14 protein-coding genes are annotated in these 16654 nt (G+C 65.2%); 6 read left to right on the top strand and 8 right to left on the bottom strand.

What is annotated here, in order from left to right:
• Positions 1-32 precede the first annotated feature (32 nt).
• Together N4264_RS05915 and N4264_RS05910 are read left to right on the top strand one after the other, a co-directional pair.
• A complete protein-coding gene (locus tag N4264_RS05915; protein WP_261696142.1) occupies positions 33-500 on the top strand; it encodes a (2Fe-2S)-binding protein in 468 nt (155 codons plus the stop codon).
• Entirely contained in the window at positions 497-2740 is a 2244-nt protein-coding gene (locus N4264_RS05910; protein WP_261696141.1) for a xanthine dehydrogenase family protein molybdopterin-binding subunit, read from the top strand. Before N4264_RS05915 ends, N4264_RS05910 begins: the two co-directional genes overlap by 4 nt.
• A gap of 4 nt (positions 2741-2744) precedes the next feature.
• On the opposite strand, the gene N4264_RS05905 is transcribed toward N4264_RS05910, so the two are convergent.
• Positions 2745-3566: a hypothetical protein gene (locus N4264_RS05905; protein ID WP_261696140.1), complete on the bottom strand. Its 822-nt coding sequence runs from the start codon at positions 3564-3566 to the stop codon at positions 2745-2747.
• A 290-nt stretch (positions 3567-3856) separates the two neighbouring features.
• On the opposite strand from N4264_RS05905, the gene N4264_RS05900 reads away from it, so the two are divergent.
• Positions 3857-5137 carry a valine--pyruvate transaminase gene (locus N4264_RS05900; protein ID WP_261696139.1) on the top strand — a complete coding sequence of 427 codons (1281 nt, stop codon included), beginning with the start codon at positions 3857-3859 and terminating at the stop codon, positions 5135-5137.
• 30 nt (positions 5138-5167) lie between these two features.
• Here the strand turns inward: N4264_RS05900 and N4264_RS05895 are convergent, their stop codons facing one another.
• From N4264_RS05895 to N4264_RS05885, 3 genes are all read right to left on the bottom strand, one after another.
• Complete coding sequence (locus N4264_RS05895; RefSeq protein WP_261696138.1) at positions 5168-6400, bottom strand: Mbeg1-like protein; 1233 nt, start codon at positions 6398-6400, stop codon at positions 5168-5170.
• Positions 6401-6413: 13 nt separating this feature from the next.
• A complete protein-coding gene (locus N4264_RS05890) occupies positions 6414-7394 on the bottom strand; it encodes a WD40 repeat domain-containing protein (RefSeq protein ID WP_261696137.1) in 981 nt (326 codons plus the stop codon).
• Between the two features lie 360 nt (positions 7395-7754).
• Complete coding sequence (locus N4264_RS05885) at positions 7755-9512, bottom strand: hypothetical protein (protein WP_261696136.1); 1758 nt, start codon at positions 9510-9512, stop codon at positions 7755-7757.
• Positions 9513-9682: 170 nt separating this feature from the next.
• Here N4264_RS05885 and pepQ point away from each other — a divergent pair, with 170 nt between their 5' ends.
• Both pepQ and N4264_RS05875 read left to right on the top strand, forming a co-directional pair.
• Positions 9683-11008 carry a Xaa-Pro dipeptidase gene (pepQ, locus tag N4264_RS05880; protein ID WP_261696135.1) on the top strand — a complete coding sequence of 442 codons (1326 nt, stop codon included), beginning with the start codon at positions 9683-9685 and terminating at the stop codon, positions 11006-11008.
• A gap of 90 nt (positions 11009-11098) precedes the next feature.
• Positions 11099-11815: a hypothetical protein gene (locus tag N4264_RS05875; RefSeq protein WP_261696134.1), complete on the top strand. Its 717-nt coding sequence runs from the start codon at positions 11099-11101 to the stop codon at positions 11813-11815.
• 51 nt (positions 11816-11866) lie between these two features.
• On the opposite strand, the gene cydB is transcribed toward N4264_RS05875, so the two are convergent.
• Positions 11867-12877: a cytochrome d ubiquinol oxidase subunit II gene (gene cydB / locus N4264_RS05870; RefSeq protein WP_261696133.1), complete on the bottom strand. Its 1011-nt coding sequence runs from the start codon at positions 12875-12877 to the stop codon at positions 11867-11869.
• Positions 12874-14259, bottom strand: coding sequence for a cytochrome ubiquinol oxidase subunit I (locus N4264_RS05865; protein WP_261696132.1), 1386 nt, complete (start codon positions 14257-14259; stop codon positions 12874-12876). The genes cydB and N4264_RS05865 overlap by 4 nt, the downstream gene beginning before the upstream one ends.
• Before the next feature lie 198 nt (positions 14260-14457).
• On the opposite strand from N4264_RS05865, the gene N4264_RS05860 reads away from it, so the two are divergent.
• Positions 14458-14682 carry a hypothetical protein gene (locus N4264_RS05860; RefSeq protein ID WP_261696131.1) on the top strand — a complete coding sequence of 75 codons (225 nt, stop codon included), beginning with the start codon at positions 14458-14460 and terminating at the stop codon, positions 14680-14682.
• Here the strand turns inward: N4264_RS05860 and N4264_RS05855 are convergent.
• Entirely contained in the window at positions 14679-15986 is a 1308-nt protein-coding gene (locus N4264_RS05855; protein ID WP_261696130.1) for an aminopeptidase P N-terminal domain-containing protein, read from the bottom strand. The genes N4264_RS05860 and N4264_RS05855 overlap by 4 nt on opposite strands.
• Before the next feature lie 14 nt (positions 15987-16000).
• Positions 16001-16555 carry a UPF0149 family protein gene (locus N4264_RS05850; protein WP_261696129.1) on the bottom strand — a complete coding sequence of 185 codons (555 nt, stop codon included), beginning with the start codon at positions 16553-16555 and terminating at the stop codon, positions 16001-16003.
• Positions 16556-16654: the final 99 nt, after the last annotated feature.

Here is a 16654-nt window from a genome sequence, read left to right as displayed (position 1 = left end):
TGGCACGGTGGCGGTACTCCAGGAGGGCCTCCATGACCATCGAACTGACCATCAACGGCATCACGCGCCAATTCGACGGCGATCCGGACATGCCACTGCTGTGGTACCTGCGCGATCATGCGGCGCTGCCGGGCACCAAGTATGGCTGCGGCATGGGTCTTTGCGGCGCCTGCAGCGTGCACATCGACGGCAAGGTGCAGCGCAGTTGCGTCACACCCATGAGTGCGATGGCGGGTCGACGCGTGACGACCATCGAAGGCCTGGCGCCGGAGGGCAGGCTGCATCCGGTGCAGCAGGCCTGGCTCGAACTGGATGTCGCCCAATGCGGCTACTGCCAGGCGGGGCAGATCATGGCGGCGGTGGATCTGCTCAAGACCACCCCCGAACCCGACGACGCGGCCATCGCCGCCATCGGCAACCTGTGTCGCTGCGGCACCTATCCGCGCATCCGGCAGGCGATCCGGCGCGCCGCCGAGCTGGCGCGCAAGGAGGACGCATGAATACCGTGTCGCGTCGCGACTTCCTGCGCATCTGGCTGACCGCTGCCGGCGCGCTCGTCATTGGTGTTCCGGCCTTCGCCGAAGACGCCGCCGAAACCGTCACGGATGGCAGGCTCGGTTTGTTCGTGCGACTGGAGAGCGACGGCACCGTAGTGATCGGCGCGCGTGCGCCGGAGATCGGCCAGGGTGTGAAAACGAGCCTGCCGATGCTGATTGCAGAGGAACTCGACGTGGCCTGGGAATCGGTGCGCGTCGAACAGTTGCCACTGGGCCTGCAGAAAGATGCCAAGGGCGAGTTCGGCTGGAAGTTCGGCCCCCAGGGAGCGGGTGGCAGCACCAGTATTCCAGAGGCCTGGAAAGATTTGCGTCAGGCCGGCGCCGAAGCACGGCGTCGTCTCGTGCTGGCAGCTGCCGGCCACTGGCAATGCGGTGTCGACGCCGTGCGTACGAGGGAGGGCCGCGTGGTCCACGCGGATGGACGGTCGCTACGCTATGCGGAGCTGGCGGCAGCGGCGGCACGCCTGCCGGCAGCAACCGAGCCGGCGCCGCTGAAGGATCCCGCACACTATCGCCTGATCGGTACGCCGCGGCGTGTGGTCGATGCCCAGGATATCGTCACCGGCAAGGCGACCTACGGCATCGACAGCACCCTGCCGGGCGCGCTGGTTGCCAGCATCGAGCGCTGCCCGTATTTCGATGGCGAGGTCGGAGAATTTGACGCCACGCTGGCCAGACAGATTCCCGGCGTGCGCGACGTCATTGCGATCCCCGGGCCAGTCAAGGGTGCGCCGCTGCGGTCGGATAACACGCTTGCCGCGGGCGTTGCAGTCCTCGCGGACGACACCTGGAGTGCCCTAAAGGGGCGGCGGGCCCTGAAGATCCAGTGGAAACCCGGCCCCTGGACAGCGGATTCGAGCAAGGCCCTCGTCGAACAGTGCGAACGACTCTTCCGCACGCCCGGCGTGAGGGCGCGCAACGATGGCGACACGGACGCCGCAATGGCTGCCGCGGCGCGGCGCATCGAAGCCCGCTACCACGTCCCGTTCGTGGCCCACGCCCCGATGGAGCCGCAGAACGCCTGCGCCTTCGTGGAGGCGGACAAGGTCACCATCGTGGCCCCGATGCAGCAGCCCGGCGGCGCCTCCCGGGCTGCAGCGACGATCACCGGTCTTGGCCGCGACCAGATCGACGTGCGGATGACCCGCGTGGGTGGCGGCTTCGGCCGGCGCCTGAGCAATGACTTCGTCGCCGAGGCGGTACGCCTGTCCAAACTCAGCGGCAAGCCGGTCAAGCTGGTGTGGACACGCGAAGACGATATGCGCCACGACTGGTTCCGCCCCTTCGGCGTGCACCGCCTGCGCGCGGCGATCGACAAGGAGAGACGGGTCACCGGGTGGCTGCACCAGCTGGCCAGCGCGACCAAGTATGACCGGCGCCCCGACGTCACCCCCGACCGGCGTTGGACGGCGGAGCTGTATCCGGACGATTTTCCCGCCGGCCGCATCGAAAACCTGCGTCTGGAATGGTTCGACGTCGAGACCGGCATCATCCGCGGGTCCTGGCGCGCGCCGGCGCACACGGCAAATGCCTTCGTCGTGCAGAGTTTTATCGACGAGATCGCCCATGCCGTGGGAAAAGATCCGCTGGCGTTGCGGCTGGAGCTGCTCGGCGACGCCAAACCGCTGCCCTACGCCCAGCATGGTGGTCCGGTATTCGACACAGGTCGCCTGGCTGCCGTGCTGAAGAAGGCAGCAGATGCGATCGGCTGGGGACGCAAGCTGCCACGTGGCAGCGGCCTTGGCATCGCAGGCCATTTCACCTTCGGCGGCTATGCGGCCCACGCCATGCAGGTGAAGGTCGGCAAGCGCGGCGAGCTGACCATCGAGCGTTGCGTGTGCGCGGGCGATGTCGGGCGGCCTATCAACCCGCTCGGGCTGGAAGCGCAGATGATCGGCGGCACCATCGACGGATTGTCGACCGCGCTCAATCTGGAAATCACGATCGAGGGCGGTCGCGTCGTGCAAAGCAATTTCCACGATTACCCATTGCTCCGCTCTGCGGAGGCACCCGATGTGGAAGTGCATATCCTGCCCAGCACCGCCGACCCTGCCGGTGCGGGCGAAATGGGCATTCCGACGGCGGCACCGGCATTGACGAATGCAATCTTCGCCGCGAGCGGCATCCGCATTCGTGACCTGCCGGTGCGCAAGGCACTGCAGGCTGCCCGCGCGAAAACCTGACTACCTAGCGCGCGCGCCGCGACGGCGGCGCGGTGCGCCGGATCCCCATGACAATGCGGTCAAGTTCCTCGAGCGCCGGACGGATGGATGCGGCCTTCTCGCGCAGATGTTTCGCGATCGCCTTGCCATATTCGTCGCGCAGCGCGAGGTTCTGGTCCAGGGCGTCCATGGTGAAATCCAGGTGCGTCTGTGCGTCACGCTCGGCCAGGCCTTCCACCGTCAGCGGGACGGTGAGCAGGACGAAGTGCTGGTTGTCCGCGCTAAGCCCCTGGAATACGTAGCTGATCTGCCGCGACCGGGCGAAATCGACATCGTTGACGAACTGGGTCACTACGCGCTTGCCGCGGCCACCGCCGAACGCCAGCCGTTTCTGGCCAGCTGTATACATTGGCGACATATCCAGATATGGCACCATGGGCCAGTCACCCGGATGCGGGTCCGCGTTCCGGATCCAGTGCCGCAGGTCGCTGAACGCCTCCTCCATGTAGGGATCCGCCCGATCAGCCGGAGCCATGATGCGCAGGTACGGATCGACCGGGAGAATGCGCAGCGCGGCATCAAAAGCACCGTCGTCGCCGTAGCACGGTGCAAGGTCGATTTTCAGATGCGCCGGCATGTTGCTGTAATCGGGCTTCATCTGCGCTGCCGGGTTGACCGCGTACTCGGCGCGCGCCTGGGCGTCGTACAGCGGCAGCCCGGGCACGCGCTCGATCGGACGGGCGCACTCGGGCACGTCGATCGACCATCCGTCTTCGCGCTCAGCGCGCGCCTGCGCCATGCCACCCGCTGCCAGGAGCACGCACGCCATCATCCATTGCCTTGCCATCCGGTTCTCCCGCTCCACACGCCAAAGCGGCTGCAATACGCGGCCGGAATTTTTCGCGTGGAATGCCGGCGAGTGTACCTGACGTCTCTGCGCGGGGATGCGGCATCTTGCTGCCAATATGACCATTCGCCCCGCGCCGGCGCCGCAGGGCGGCAAGAACGCAACCGGCGGGCGCCGCTAACGTGCAGGCATCCTTCTGCTGCGCTGCGCCGGCCGCCTGTCATCCGGCCGGCCCCGCACGATGTCGTGGCCGCATCGCGATCCGGCCGTGTTTTCGAAAGGTACGGGATATGCGATACCCACTGTCGGCGCTGGGCCAGAAGATGCTGCGACTGACCGGCGTGCGCGAGATCATGCGCGACATCGAGACGGCCACCGCCGCGCCATCGGCACGGCCATGGATCAATCTCAGCGCGGGCAACCCGCTCGTCGTACCCGAGCTTGAACGACTGTGGCATGGCATTGCCCGGCGCCTGCCGTCGGCAGAATTCGGCGAGGTCATCGGCCGCTATGGATCCAGCCGCGGCTACGGCCCGTTCCTCGATACGCTCGCGGCCGACCTGAATGTGCGCTACGGGTGGAATATCTCCCCGCGCAATCTGCTGGTCACGCCGGGCAGCCAGACGCTGTTCTTCATCCTGATCAATCTGTTCGCCGGCGCGATGAGCGACGGTAGCCGTCGTCGCGTACTGCTGCCGATGTCGCCCGAGTACACCGGCTACGAGGGCGTGACGCTGGACGCCGACACACTGGCCTCCACGCGTCCTGCCGTCGAAACGGATGGCGCGCATACGTTCCGCTACCGCATCGATCCGCACGACCTTGTCATTGGCGAGGACGTGGGCGCGCTGCTGATCTCGCGTCCCGGAAACCCGACGGGGATGGTCATTCCCGACGCGGCGCTGGAACAACTGGCCGGGCGCGCAGCCCAGGCACAGGTGCCGCTGATCGTCGACTCGGCCTATGGCCTGCCGTATCCGGCGCTCAACCGCGTGGCCATGCGGCCGTTGTTTGACAGCCATGTCGTGCATTGCATGAGCTTTTCCAAGGCCGGCCTGCCGGGTGCGCGCATCGGCGTGGCAGTGGCCGACGAGGCCGTTATCGAGGCAGCGCTCAGCTTCCTGTCGAACATGAACATCCATGCACCGCGGCTGGGACAGGCGCTCGTGGCGCAGGCGATCCACGACGGCAGCCTCGATGCGGTCTGCCGCACGGTCGTGGGCCCCCTGTACGCGGCGAAGGCCCAGCGCCTGCAGGCGCTGCTGCGCGAACACCTGGATGGCCTGCCGTGGCGTCTGCACAGCACGGACGGCGGGCTGTTCGGATGGCTCTGGCTGGAAGACCTTCCCATCGACGATCTCACGCTCTATGCCCGCGCGAAAGCGGCCCACGTCTTCGTGGTACCCGGTTCGTTCTTCTTCGTCGGGCTGCGCGGCCAGTGGCGTCACGCGCGAGAATGCCTGCGCGTCAGCCTGACCGCGAGCGATGCGGATCTCGATGAAGGGGTGCGTCGCCTCGCCGGTGTGATCCGGGCCGCCTACGATGAAACACCGCAGGCGCAGGTAGCCTGAAACCGCCCCGGTGCCCCCGGAGCGGCCATCTCACATACCGGACTTCAGATCGTTACCTGGCTGCGATCGACCACGCTCGTAACCGGCCTGCAGGTCCATCGCACTCATTTGCACGCGGTCGGCCACCGACTGCTGCTGCACCGGGGTGACTGCGCCGGGGCTGCGCTCCGCCAGCACCGCGCGCACGCTTTCGGGGGACTGTCCGTTCTCACCGATGGACTGGCGGATCGTTTCGGTTTCGACGGCACGCCAGTCGACCTTACGCGGGTCACCGCCGTTCTGCGCGATCGCCTCACGGGCGTTGCTATAAAATGTGTAGCTGGTTCCGCCGGAATTCTCGAGCTTGGCCAGGCCATCGATACGACGGTCGACTTCGGCCTGCTCGGCCGCACTCATCGGGGTGGCCCGCGTGACCTGGATGTCGCTGGCCAGCGTTTCCGGCGATGCGACTGGCGGGGCCTGACCAGCACCGTGCTCCCGCGCCAGTGCTTTTTCGGCCTGCTGCCGGCGCTCCTGCACCTGCGGCATGATCGCCAGCACTTCGTCGACCTGCCGGGTGGCACGCACGGCGGTGTTCAGGTCGTCCGCTTCCGATTTGGCCAGGTCCGGATACCGGCGCAGCGAGACGTCGACCGAATCCATCGTATGCGCCTGAAATGGCAGCAGCACCGTGGGGCCCGACTTCACGTCCAGCGTATGCCCCAGCGGCTTGCCGCCCGCGCCACTGACCGGATCGTCGAAAATGAAGCCCTCGACACGCAGGTTGGTGTGCTTGTAGTCCATCCCCGGCGTGCGGTTGACGTCGCGGATGCCAGGCGCATTGAAGGTCACGCAGTCGACGGGCAGCTGGCCCTTGTATTGGTCCACCAGCTTGGCGCTGGCCACCTGCGCTTCGTGACCGCCCTTGGAATGACCGGTCTGGTAGACGTGATTGACCGGAAGGCCTTCGTCACGCAGCGTTCTCATCGTGCGCTCGGTGAAGCGCACGGCGTCATCGTCGGCCGGTGTGTTGCTGTCGGAGAAGGCGATCTTGAGATCCGTGACGCGCCAGTCGTAGGAGATCAGCGGAATGCCGACACTGCCGCGGTGAGCGATGATGAGATCGCCTTCCTTGTCGTTGTAGTACGCCACGGCACTGTGATTGTTGTCGCTTTCGACGGGGATACGCAGGTCGCGATAGCCCGGCGGCGGTGTCGTGGGCTTGCCGGCGTAGTCGAGATAACTGTTCGCGGTGGCGTCGTAGAGATCCTTGACCGAGGGCATGGCCGTCGTCTCCTCAGACCGCGAAGACGCGCAGCGAGCGCTCGCTGGCCACGGCGAAACGCCGGCCATCAGCCGTTGCACCGATTCCGCTCACGCCGTCGGCACCTTCGATATCGAAGAAGCTGCCCGTGGTGTAGTCGAGCAGCTTGGCGGTACGTTGCTCGGCATTGGTCAGCAGCAGCAACAGGCAGCCGAGCGACGGCACGAAGCACACCGAACGGCAGATATAGCGCGGAATCGCGAATGTCTGCGTGATGCGCTGCTGGGCCAGGTCGACCAGGCAAATCGTCGTCTCGCTGCCGTGGTGCGTGGCCACGGCGGCAAGGCCTGCCGTCGCGTGCACCGCGAGCTTGTGCTGGGTGCGTCCATCGCCAGCCACCAGGAGGTCGCGCCGGACTGCCGGGTCATTGGCATCGACACTGAGCAGGTGCGTCGCACCGTCCCGGCGTCGCTCGTAGCCCAGCACCAGGGCGGAGCCCTGGAACCATCCGCCATGGGCGGCGTTCAGGCCGCTGTCAAAGCTCACCGGGCGCCACGTGGCAGTGTCGTAGATGGCGGTCTCTGGACGATACGCGCCAATCAGCTGCGAACAGGCAGCCACCAGCCGGCTGCCGTCCGCGTTGAACGCGACCACTTCGGCGGCCCCGAGGTCACCAAATTCCAGCTGATGCGCCAGATCGAAGCTCTTGCCGTTAAACACGCGCAGCGCCGTGCCGGAGGTTTCCAGCGCAGCCACATAGTCGAGCCCGCCCGGCGTGACGGGGCTCCAGGCGATCGCGCCGTAGCCGACGCGCGGCACCGTCAGGCTCTGTTCGCGCGACACCTTGCCGGCGCCGACATCGCAGAACGCGATGCCGGGATGGGTGAAACCGCCCGCTGCCAGCCGGCTGCCATCGGGATGCATGGCGATCGAGTTGACTTCAAATCCCATCGTCAGCTGCGCGATCTGCTGCCACATGCCCGTCGCCATCGCCTGATTACCCTTCGAGAACATGCCTGCCTCCGGTGCCCGCCACTGGCCGCCGTTGCGGCCCCACTACCCGCTGCGCTGTTGATCGCCCGAGCCGTTTCCGGATCGCCGGGCACGCCAACTCTGCTATCAAAATCAGCAACATACCTTCACCAGATCGGTGACGGACCACCTTAGCACACTCCATGGGGGCTGCCCGTGCGACAGCGGCGGAAATGGCAAAAACGGCAGGCCAGTCTTGCTTGATCGCAAAGCCGCGTGGCCGCCGCGGTCCCGGCGGGCGCCAGGACCACGTGGCAATAGATACATTATCCACAGATACCGAAGGACACACCGTGAGCCGGTGTGTCCTTCGGTGTTGGCGTGCAGAAGGCTGACAGGCGGTTACTGGAAGCCGTTGGCGAAAATCGTTTCGCTGGCACCGCCGGCGCCCATTGCCCAGGCGAAGCCGACAGATACGCGATGCTCCCAGCCATACTTGCGCCAGGGCGAGACGCGGAACGCCGTTACGCCCGATGCCGGGCCATCCGGACGGACCCAATGATTCACGCTGGTGTCGTAGGTGAAGTACAGGTCTTCCGCCGTATCGCGGAATTGGTCAGCCAGCGCGGATTGCCCCGTCAGGTCCGCGAAGTAGGCGGACCAGGCCAGCCCTGTCGCAACATCCAGTCCGTGCTCGACATCGTCCGCGTAGACCCTGCCGGTGGCACCGTTGCTTAGCACACCGTAGCGTGGCGATGCGAGTGGGCCGCTATAGGTGTCGTAGCTGTGTGCCGTGGTGGTGATGACACTGGCCCGGAGGAAGTTGCCGAGGCGGCGCAGTATCACGGCAGTGGTGTTGTCCTCGGCTGTCAGGTAAGCGCGCAACAGGGCATCCGTCAGCAGCACGCTCATCCAGCTGGACGCGCCGTAGGATCCCGCCGCCCAGTCATTGTCGTGCTGGCTGCCCAGATGATAGAACGCGCCGTCGACATACCCGGCTGGCTGCGGAATGGTCCCGTCCGCCCCGTTCTGGTGACGCTCCAGTTGCGTGATGATGGCGTTCACCTTGTCGCGCTGGGCGCTGCCGCCGTTCAGCTCATAGGCGATCACATTCGACAGCAGCTTGAACGCGGCGTGACGCTCGGTCCACATGCGACCGGGGTCAGTCGGCAGCACGTGGTTGAAATTGTCGAGCGCCCCAAGCATGGCGTTCAGTTTTGGCGAGAGGCTGGTGTCACCTGTCGCCCAGATCGTGTACGCAAGGTTCTCCGCGTAAACGTACTTCGCATCACCGTTCTTGAGCGTGAAATAGCCGGAAGCGTTGATGTGATCCAGGTAGAAGTCGGATGCCCGAACCGCCTCGCGTAGCGCCTTGAAGCTGCCGCTGCGGAAGTACAGCGCGTACATCGTGGACGAACGATCGTAAAGCCAGGGATCGAAATCCGTCTTGTACTCGCACAAGGTGGTGACTGCCGGATCGTCTTCGTTGATCATGCTGAAGAAGTTATTCTTCTGGGCGTGATCGAGCTCGGTGTAACCCGGCCAGTGCTGCGTGGCGTCCATCGTGGCGGGGTTCTCGCGCGTCAGCGGCACCGATGCATCGAACGGCACATTGCGGACTCCCTTGAGCACGCCGTTGGCCAGCCACTCCTTCGGCAGCACCGCGTAGACATCCGGTTCCTCGACCGCATCAGCACTGACGAAGGTGCCCGTAGTGACCGTGTGCCAGCCAGTCCGCGGCGTTACCAGCATGGGCCGCGTCTGCGTACGCGGTGGGCCGCCCCAGCTCACTGTCACCGGTTCGCAGGCGGTGCCGGCGAAACTGTAGTTCAGCTGCACGCGGGCGACACGTACCGAGGTGCCGTCGAGCGCGGCGTTCGTCCGGTGGCGCCAGGGCGTCAGCTGGTCCACGAAGATCGCCACTTCGTTGGCGCCTTTGAGGAGGCGCACCGTATCGAGCTGTGTGCTGGTCAGCGAGCCGCGCGGCAGCGGCAGTCCGAAGGTTACCAGACGGGTCGACCCCGGCGTTGCGACCTCGGTGGGACACAACATGACTTGTATGCTGCCAGATGGTACCGCCGGCGCGACAAACGGCGCAGCGGCCCAGGCATGGCAACCGCTGAGTGCGGTCAATGCGAAAAGCCCCCATTTCAAAGCCATTTCCGTCTCCTCGCGGCGTTGGCCGTCAACGTTCGTAACCGTATTGCCTTGTACGAACGAGTACCGTGCAAACCGACACACCGACCGCCGCGAATTGCTCAGGGTGTGACGGCGGTCGCGTCAATGGCGGCGCCTTGGCACAATGTCCGCTGGAACATCGGAGTGTCCCCATGCCCACTGCCCTGCTCGGCCAGCTCTATCCGGAACACCTCGCCACGCTTTGCCGGCACGCGGCCACCGCGCTGGAACGCGGCGGCTACGATCACCTGCTGATTCCCGCCGGCAACGCGCACTATCAGTTCCTGGACGACATGCCCTACCCGTTCCAGGTCAATCCGCATTTCAAGCATTGGCTGCCGATCACCAAGGCGCCCGGCTCCTGGCTGGTGATCACACCCGGCAAGCGGCCGCAGCTGATCTACCTGCAGCCTCATGACTACTGGCACGTGGTGCCGGAAGCGCCCGCCGGCTACTGGGTTTCGCACGTCGACATCACCATCATCCGCGACGCCGCGGACGCCACGCGCCACCTGCCGGCAGATCCTGCGCGCTGCGCGATCATCGGGGAACCGCCGTCCGCGCTGGGCAGCCATGTGCCCAACAATCCGGAAGCGGTGGTCAACTACCTGCATTACCAGCGCGCCTGGAAAACCGACTACGAGCTGGCCATGATGCGGGTGGCGTCCAAGCTCGGCGTGCGTGCGCATCGGGCGGCGGAAGCGGCCTTTCGCGCGGGCGAGTCCGAGTACGGTATCCACATGGCCTATCTCGCGGCCGCCCACGAGACCGAGAACGAACTGCCCTACGGCAACATCATCGGCCTGAACGAGCACGGCGCCGTGCTGCACTACATGAGCCTTGACCGCAACCCGCCCGCACAGTCGCATTCTTTCCTGATCGACGCGGGAGCGAGCTTTCACGGCTACGCCTGCGACATCACCCGGACCTACGCGGCGGCCCATGCAGGTGAGTTCCAAGCGCTCATCGACGCGGTAGACGAAGCACAACGTGGATTCTGCAGCAAAGTACGCAAGGGCCTTAATTACCCGGACCTGCACGTCCACGCGCACCACGTGCTCGGCGGCATCCTGCGCGACCAGGGATTTATCCGGATGAGCCCCGAGAGCGCCGTCGAATCCGGCGTCACCAACACCTTCTTCCCGCACGGCCTGGGCCACTACATCGGCCTGCAGGTCCATGACATCGGCGGATTCCAGCAGAGCGACACCGGCGGGACGATTCCCAGGCCACCGGGCCATCCGTACCTGCGCCTGACCCGCACGATCGACGCCAACCAGGTGATGACGATCGAGCCCGGCATCTATTTCATCGACATGCTGCTGGCCGAGCTCAAGTCCCGCGATGTCGCCGCGGATGTGAACTGGGAGAAGGTCGATCACTTCCGCCAGTACGGCGGAGTGCGCATCGAAGACGATGTCGTGTGCACCGGCGGCGATCCGGAGAATCTCACCCGGGACGCCTTCGCCGCACTGTGACGGACTGCCGCTCCGCGCCGGAACCGCCCAACAATTCATCGGACGGCGATGCGCTAGTCTCTGGCCGTCGCTTCAGGAACGAGACCCCTCATGCAGGACTCACCGCGCACATTCAATCGGGAACGCGAAATCGCCCGGCGCAGGAAGTTGCTGGAGAAAGTGCACTGGCCGCGCCTGACCATGTTCCTCATGGTGTCGCTGACCGGCGCGGTCGGCTTCCTGGCGTCCTATCTGATGTTGCGGGCCGGGGTCGGCGCGATGTGGATCCGTTACCCCCTCGCCACGGGCATCGCGTACGGCGCCTTCCTGTTCTTCCTGTGGTGCTGGCTGCATGCGGGAAATTCCGAATCCGAAGCGGATATCGGCGACGATATCGAACCGGTCGAGCGTGAACGCAAGAGCGGGTCCAGTGGCGACATCGGTTCAGGCTGGGATTTCGGCAACGCCGGCGACGATGGCATCGCGCTTTTCCTGGTCATCATCGCCGTACTGGCACTGGCCACGGGGGCCGTGCTGGCGATCTCGGTGATCGTCACCGCGCCGGCCCTTCTGGCCGAACTGCTCGTCGACGTTGCGCTGGCCGGCGGCCTGTACAAGCGGGTACGTGGCATCGACCGCCACGGCAACTGGCTCGGCACCGCGGTGCGCCGCACCGGTTGGATCTTCGCCGTGGTTGCGCTGATCCTCGCCATCACCGGCGGCATCGCGCAGAAGCTCACGCCAGGCGCGCAGTCCATTGGTCAGGCGCTGCACCTGCGACCGGTCGAACCGGGCTTTGAGGGAAGCCCGGACCCGCTCTCGGATTGACTCTGCCGGCGCCAGCCGTATCAGGCCTATCGCGCCCTGGTCGGGGCGTTCTCAGTGATACCCGGCATCTTCCGTCACCTTGCCGCGGAACACCCGATAGGAATACCAGGTATACGCCAGCACCGCCGGAAGCATGATGACCGTCCCGACCAGGATGAAACCCTGGCTCGACGGCGCGGACGCCGCTTCCCAGATCGATAGCGACGGCGGCACGATGTTGGGCCACACGCCCAGCACCAGGCCAATGAATCCCAGCGCGAAGAAGCTCAGCGACAGCACGAAGGGCGCCAGCTCGCGATTCCGGATCACGGCCTGCCACAACAGCATGGCATTGATCGCCGTCAGGATCGGCACCGGCGAGAGATACAGGAAATTGGGCATCGTGAACCAGCGTTGCATCAGCTGCGAATCCAGGAAAGGAAGGGACACGCTCACCAGGAACATGCAGCAGATCACCACCATCATCAGCGGCCGTGTCAGGTCAAAGGCGATGCGCTGCACACGCCCTTCGGTTTTCAGGATCAGCCAGGTCGCCCCCAGCAGGGCGTAGCCGAAAATCAGTGCGACACCGGTCAGCATCGAAAAGGGACTGAACCAGCCCAGCGCACCGCCGATGTATTTTCCCTCCTTGACCGGCATGCCTTCGACGATGGCACCCAGGATGACACCCTGGGCGAACGCGGCGGCCAGGGAACCCAGGTGAAAGGCCGCGCCCCACACCCAGCGCGAGCTCTCGGCCTTGAAACGGAATTCGAAGGCGACGCCGCGGAAGATCAGCGCGATCAACATCAACAGGACCGGCAGGTACAAGGCCGAGAGGATCAGCGAATAGGCCTTGGGGAACGCCGCCAGCAGGCCGGCGCCACCGAGCACCAGCCAGGTTTCATTGCCGTCCCAGATCGGCGCCGCGGTGTTCATCATCAGGTCGCGCTGGTGCTCATCGTCGCTGAAGGGCGAGATGATGCCGATGCCCAGCACGAAGCCGTCCAGCAGCACATACATCAGCACGCCGAAGCCGATAATGAAGAACCAGACCACGGGGAGCACGTCAGCCGCATTCATGGCGATTCCTCCACCGGCGCATCCGGCACGGAAAGGGGGCGCGCCGGTGTCTTGCCGGGTACGTTGCGCGGCGGTGCCGAGCCAGGCCCCGCGCGGAACAGGCGGTACAAGTACCATATTCCAAAACCGAACACGATGGCGTACACCACCACGAAGGTGCTCAGTGAAATCACCACGCTGGCCAGGTCTACCCCACTGAAGGCGTCACGGGTGCGCATCAGTCCGTAGATCACCCAGGGCTGGCGTCCGATTTCAGTGACATACCAGCCGGCGAGAACAGCGATGAATCCGGATGGAAGCATCAGCGCGAACGCCCACAGGAACCAGCGCGCCGTGAACAGACGCCCGCGCCACCACAGCAACAGGCCCAGCCCGCTGATCGCGAGCATCGCAAAGCCCAGCCCCACCATCACGCGGAAGGCGAAGAACACGGGCTTCACCGGCGGCCGCTGGTCCCGGGGAAAATCCTTCAGCCCCTTGACCTCGCCGTCGAGCGAGTGGGTCAGGATGAGACTTCCCAGGTACGGAACATCCACCGCGTAGTGATTGGTTTCAGCTACTTCGTCGGGCCACGCGAAGAGTGTCAGCGGGACGCGCTTCTCGGTTTCCCAGCGTGCCTCGATGGCCGCCAGCTTCGCCGGCTGGTGCTCGCGTACGTTGAGGCCATGCAGGTCGCCGACGAATACCTGGATCGGCACCACGATGATCACGAACACCAGGGCGAGCTTGAGCATCAGCTGCGCCTTTTCCTCCCACCGGCGGCGCAGCAGGTAGATGGCCGAGACGCCGCCGATCACGAACGCGGTGGTGATGAACGCCGCCAGTGTCATGTGCGCAAGCCGGTAGGGAAAGGACGGATTGAAGATCACCGCCCACCAGCTTTCCGGGTAATAGATGCCGTCGCGTATGACATGCCCGGCCGGCGTATGCATCCAGCTCGACGCGGAGATGATCCAGAAAGTGGATACCAGCGTTCCCAATGCCACCATGCACGTGGCGAAGAAGTGCGTACCGTGGCTGACGCGACGCCAGCCAAAGAGCATGACGCCCAGGAAGGTGGCCTCCAGGAAGAACGCGGTAAGTACTTCGTAATTGAGCAGCGGACCGAGGATATTGCCCGCCGCGAGGGTGAGGTTTGACCAGTTCGTGCCGAACTGGAAACTCATCACGATGCCGGAAACCACGCCCATTCCGAACGCGACGGCGAAAATCTTCAACCAGAAGAAGTACAGGTCACGCCAGATATCGGTGCGTTTCCAGAGCCAGACGCCTTCGAGAAAAGCCAGCCAGCTGGCCAGCCCTATCGAGAACGCGGGAAACAGAATATGGAAGGAAATGACGAATCCAAACTGGATTCGCGACAGTAACTCCGCATCAGCCATCTCATCGCTCCTACGAACGAAGGAATTATCGCTTGACCTGGATCAAGCGAAGGCGCGTGCGTCATCTTGCCACGCGACGCCACGGATTCCGGCAACACCCGCAATTCCCGCGGGATTACGGCAGATTGGCAGCGTGTCCGCCCGGCACAGCCGCGGACTGGCATACTCGGGCCCGGCTTGATGGCAGGAGGCAGACTGGTGAAAGCATTTGTCTATGCGGCGCTGGTGGCGGTGGTCGGAGCACTCATCGTGCACGGCATCGAATGCGCCCTGAGCACGGCCGAGGCATGCCGGGTGAGCGCCGGAATGACGCCCTTCTACGGCGGCATCATCCTGGTGATCGCCTGGCCAGTGCTGCATTCGGCGATGCGCGGGAATGACAAAAACAACACAAAAGCGACAAATGCGGACAGCGAGCGTTAGCGCGACTTGAAAGCCTCGATCGCGGCGATCGTCTTGGGGACCGCATCCGTGATGACTTCCGGCTTGTTCTGCGTCACCACCACGTCATCCTCGATGCGGATGCCGATGCCGCGCCACTTCGCCGCCACGTGCCTGGCGTCCGGCGCGATATAGATGCCGGGCTCGACCGTCATCACCATGCCGGGTTCGAGGACACGCGGCTCGCCGTCGACACGGTAATCGCCGACGTCGTGGACATCCAGCCCGAGCCAATGGCCGGTCTTGTGCGGAAAAAAGGCTTTGTAGGCACCGCTTTCGATGGCGCCTTTCACATCGCCCTTGATCAGGCCCAGATCGCACAGTCCACCGGCGATCACCTTCACCGCGGCCTCATGCGTGGCCAGCCAGGGACGTCCCGGCCGCGCCTGCGCAATGGCCGCTTCCTGGGCGTCCAGCACGATCTGGTACAGCGCGGCCTGTTCGCGGGTAAACCGCCCGTTCACCGGGAACGTCCGTGTGATATCCGAGGCGTAGCAGGCGTATTCGGCGCCGGCATCGATCAGCAGGAGGTCACCGTCGCTGAGCGTGCCGTTGTTGGCGCGATAGTGCAGCACGCAGGCGTTGTGACCCGAGCCCACGATGGGCTCGTACGAGGGCACCGCTCCGGCGCTGCGGAAGGCGTGGTGCAGCTCCGCCTCGACCTGGTGCTCGGCCATGCCGGCCCGCGCCACGCGCATGGCGCGAAGATGCCCCTCGGCAGCGATCGCTGCCGCCTGGCGCATGACCCGCAGCTCGTCGCGTGACTTGAACAGGCGAAGATCGTGCAGAAGATGTGACAAAGCGACAAATTCGCGCGGCGCCCGGGCATCCGGTCCGCGCAGCGTCTGTACGCGCTTGACCCAGCCGATCAGCTTGAGGTCGAAGTCGCTGTCGCGGCCGAAGTGATAATAGACCCGCGAGCGCCCCTCGATCAGTCCCGGCAGGATGTCGTCGATGTCATCGATTGGAAAGGCATCGTCCATGCCGAAGTCGCGTACAGCGCCTTCCGGCCCGGCCGATGGCCCCTCCCAGGCTTCGCGCAGCTTGTCGCGCTCGCGGCAGAACAGGATCGCTTCGCCGTGTTTGCGCCCGGGCAGCAGGGCCAGCACGGCTTCCGGCTCGGGAAAACCGGAAAGGTAGTGAAAATCGCTGTCCTGCCGGTAGGGATAGGTCGCATCGCTGTTGCGCAGACGCTGCGGCGCTGCGGGCACGACCACGATGGCCTGGCCACCGGCCAGGCGCATCAGTTGTCGGCGTCGGCGCGTGTATTCCTTGGGCGAGATCATGCGGCCCGGCGGCGTCAGTGCAGCCTGCTGCCCGCGCCGGGGCCGGCGGTCAGCTCCGTGCGCAGCAACATCACGCCGACACGGATGAACTCCACCACCTCGACCAGGGCCGATTCGTCCTCCTCGGCGTCCTGGTAGTCGAAGCGCGAGCCGGCGATGGTGCTGAAATCGCGCAGGATTTCGGCGCTGTCGTCGGAAAGCCCCCGCGCATGCACGCCGGCAAGGCCAAAACCACCGAGAAATCCGCGGCACCATTGCACCAGGGCCTCGGCGCGGTCGACCAGGGGCTGGTCTTCACCGGGCAGCAAAGGTTCGAATCCCATGTCGGGATCGTCGAGCTGGGCGCGGCAATCGGCAAAGACACGTTCGAGCAGCGCCTGGCGTTCGGCCTGGCTGCGTGTCTCGTCCGGTTCGATTTCCAGCCGCTGCAGCCAGTTGCGGGCATTGGCGATGCCGCCGCCGCAGAGAAATCCGGTCAGCGAACCGTGGAGGTCGCTGGGCGCCACGCCGAAGCGCAGATCATTGAGCGCCGAATCGAGCTCGGCGTGGGAGATGGCGATCGTCGTCATGGCGGCTGAGCGCAAGAGTGGGCGGCCATAGTGTAACGGGATTGCCAAAGCCGTGACCGGTGCGGAACCGGACGCCACGCCCCGGACATCCCGTGGAAA

Source organism: Tahibacter amnicola (assembly GCF_025398735.1).
Lineage (GTDB): Bacteria > Pseudomonadota > Gammaproteobacteria > Xanthomonadales > Rhodanobacteraceae > Tahibacter > Tahibacter amnicola.
This window is presented reverse-complemented; position numbering and strand designations above follow the sequence as displayed.

Bases quoted from the DNA above. Each gene is read 5' to 3' on its own strand.
- N4264_RS05915 (WP_261696142.1), top strand. From the start codon at position 33: ATGACCATCGAACTGACCATCAACGGCATCACGCGCCAATTCGACGGC.
- N4264_RS05910 (WP_261696141.1), top strand. From the start codon at position 497: ATGAATACCGTGTCGCGTCGCGACTTCCTGCGCATCTGGCTGACCGCT.
- N4264_RS05905 (WP_261696140.1), bottom strand. From the start codon at position 3,566: ATGGCAAGGCAATGGATGATGGCGTGCGTGCTCCTGGCAGCGGGTGGC.
- N4264_RS05900 (WP_261696139.1), top strand. From the start codon at position 3,857: ATGCGATACCCACTGTCGGCGCTGGGCCAGAAGATGCTGCGACTGACC.
- N4264_RS05895 (WP_261696138.1), bottom strand. From the start codon at position 6,400: ATGCCCTCGGTCAAGGATCTCTACGACGCCACCGCGAACAGTTATCTC.
- N4264_RS05890 (WP_261696137.1), bottom strand. From the start codon at position 7,394: ATGTTCTCGAAGGGTAATCAGGCGATGGCGACGGGCATGTGGCAGCAG.
- N4264_RS05885 (WP_261696136.1), bottom strand. From the start codon at position 9,512: ATGGCTTTGAAATGGGGGCTTTTCGCATTGACCGCACTCAGCGGTTGC.
- pepQ (WP_261696135.1), top strand. From the start codon at position 9,683: ATGCCCACTGCCCTGCTCGGCCAGCTCTATCCGGAACACCTCGCCACG.
- N4264_RS05875 (WP_261696134.1), top strand. From the start codon at position 11,099: ATGCAGGACTCACCGCGCACATTCAATCGGGAACGCGAAATCGCCCGG.
- cydB (WP_261696133.1), bottom strand. From the start codon at position 12,877: ATGAATGCGGCTGACGTGCTCCCCGTGGTCTGGTTCTTCATTATCGGC.
- N4264_RS05865 (WP_261696132.1), bottom strand. From the start codon at position 14,259: ATGGCTGATGCGGAGTTACTGTCGCGAATCCAGTTTGGATTCGTCATT.
- N4264_RS05855 (WP_261696130.1), bottom strand. From the start codon at position 15,986: ATGATCTCGCCCAAGGAATACACGCGCCGACGCCGACAACTGATGCGC.
- N4264_RS05850 (WP_261696129.1), bottom strand. From the start codon at position 16,555: ATGACGACGATCGCCATCTCCCACGCCGAGCTCGATTCGGCGCTCAAT.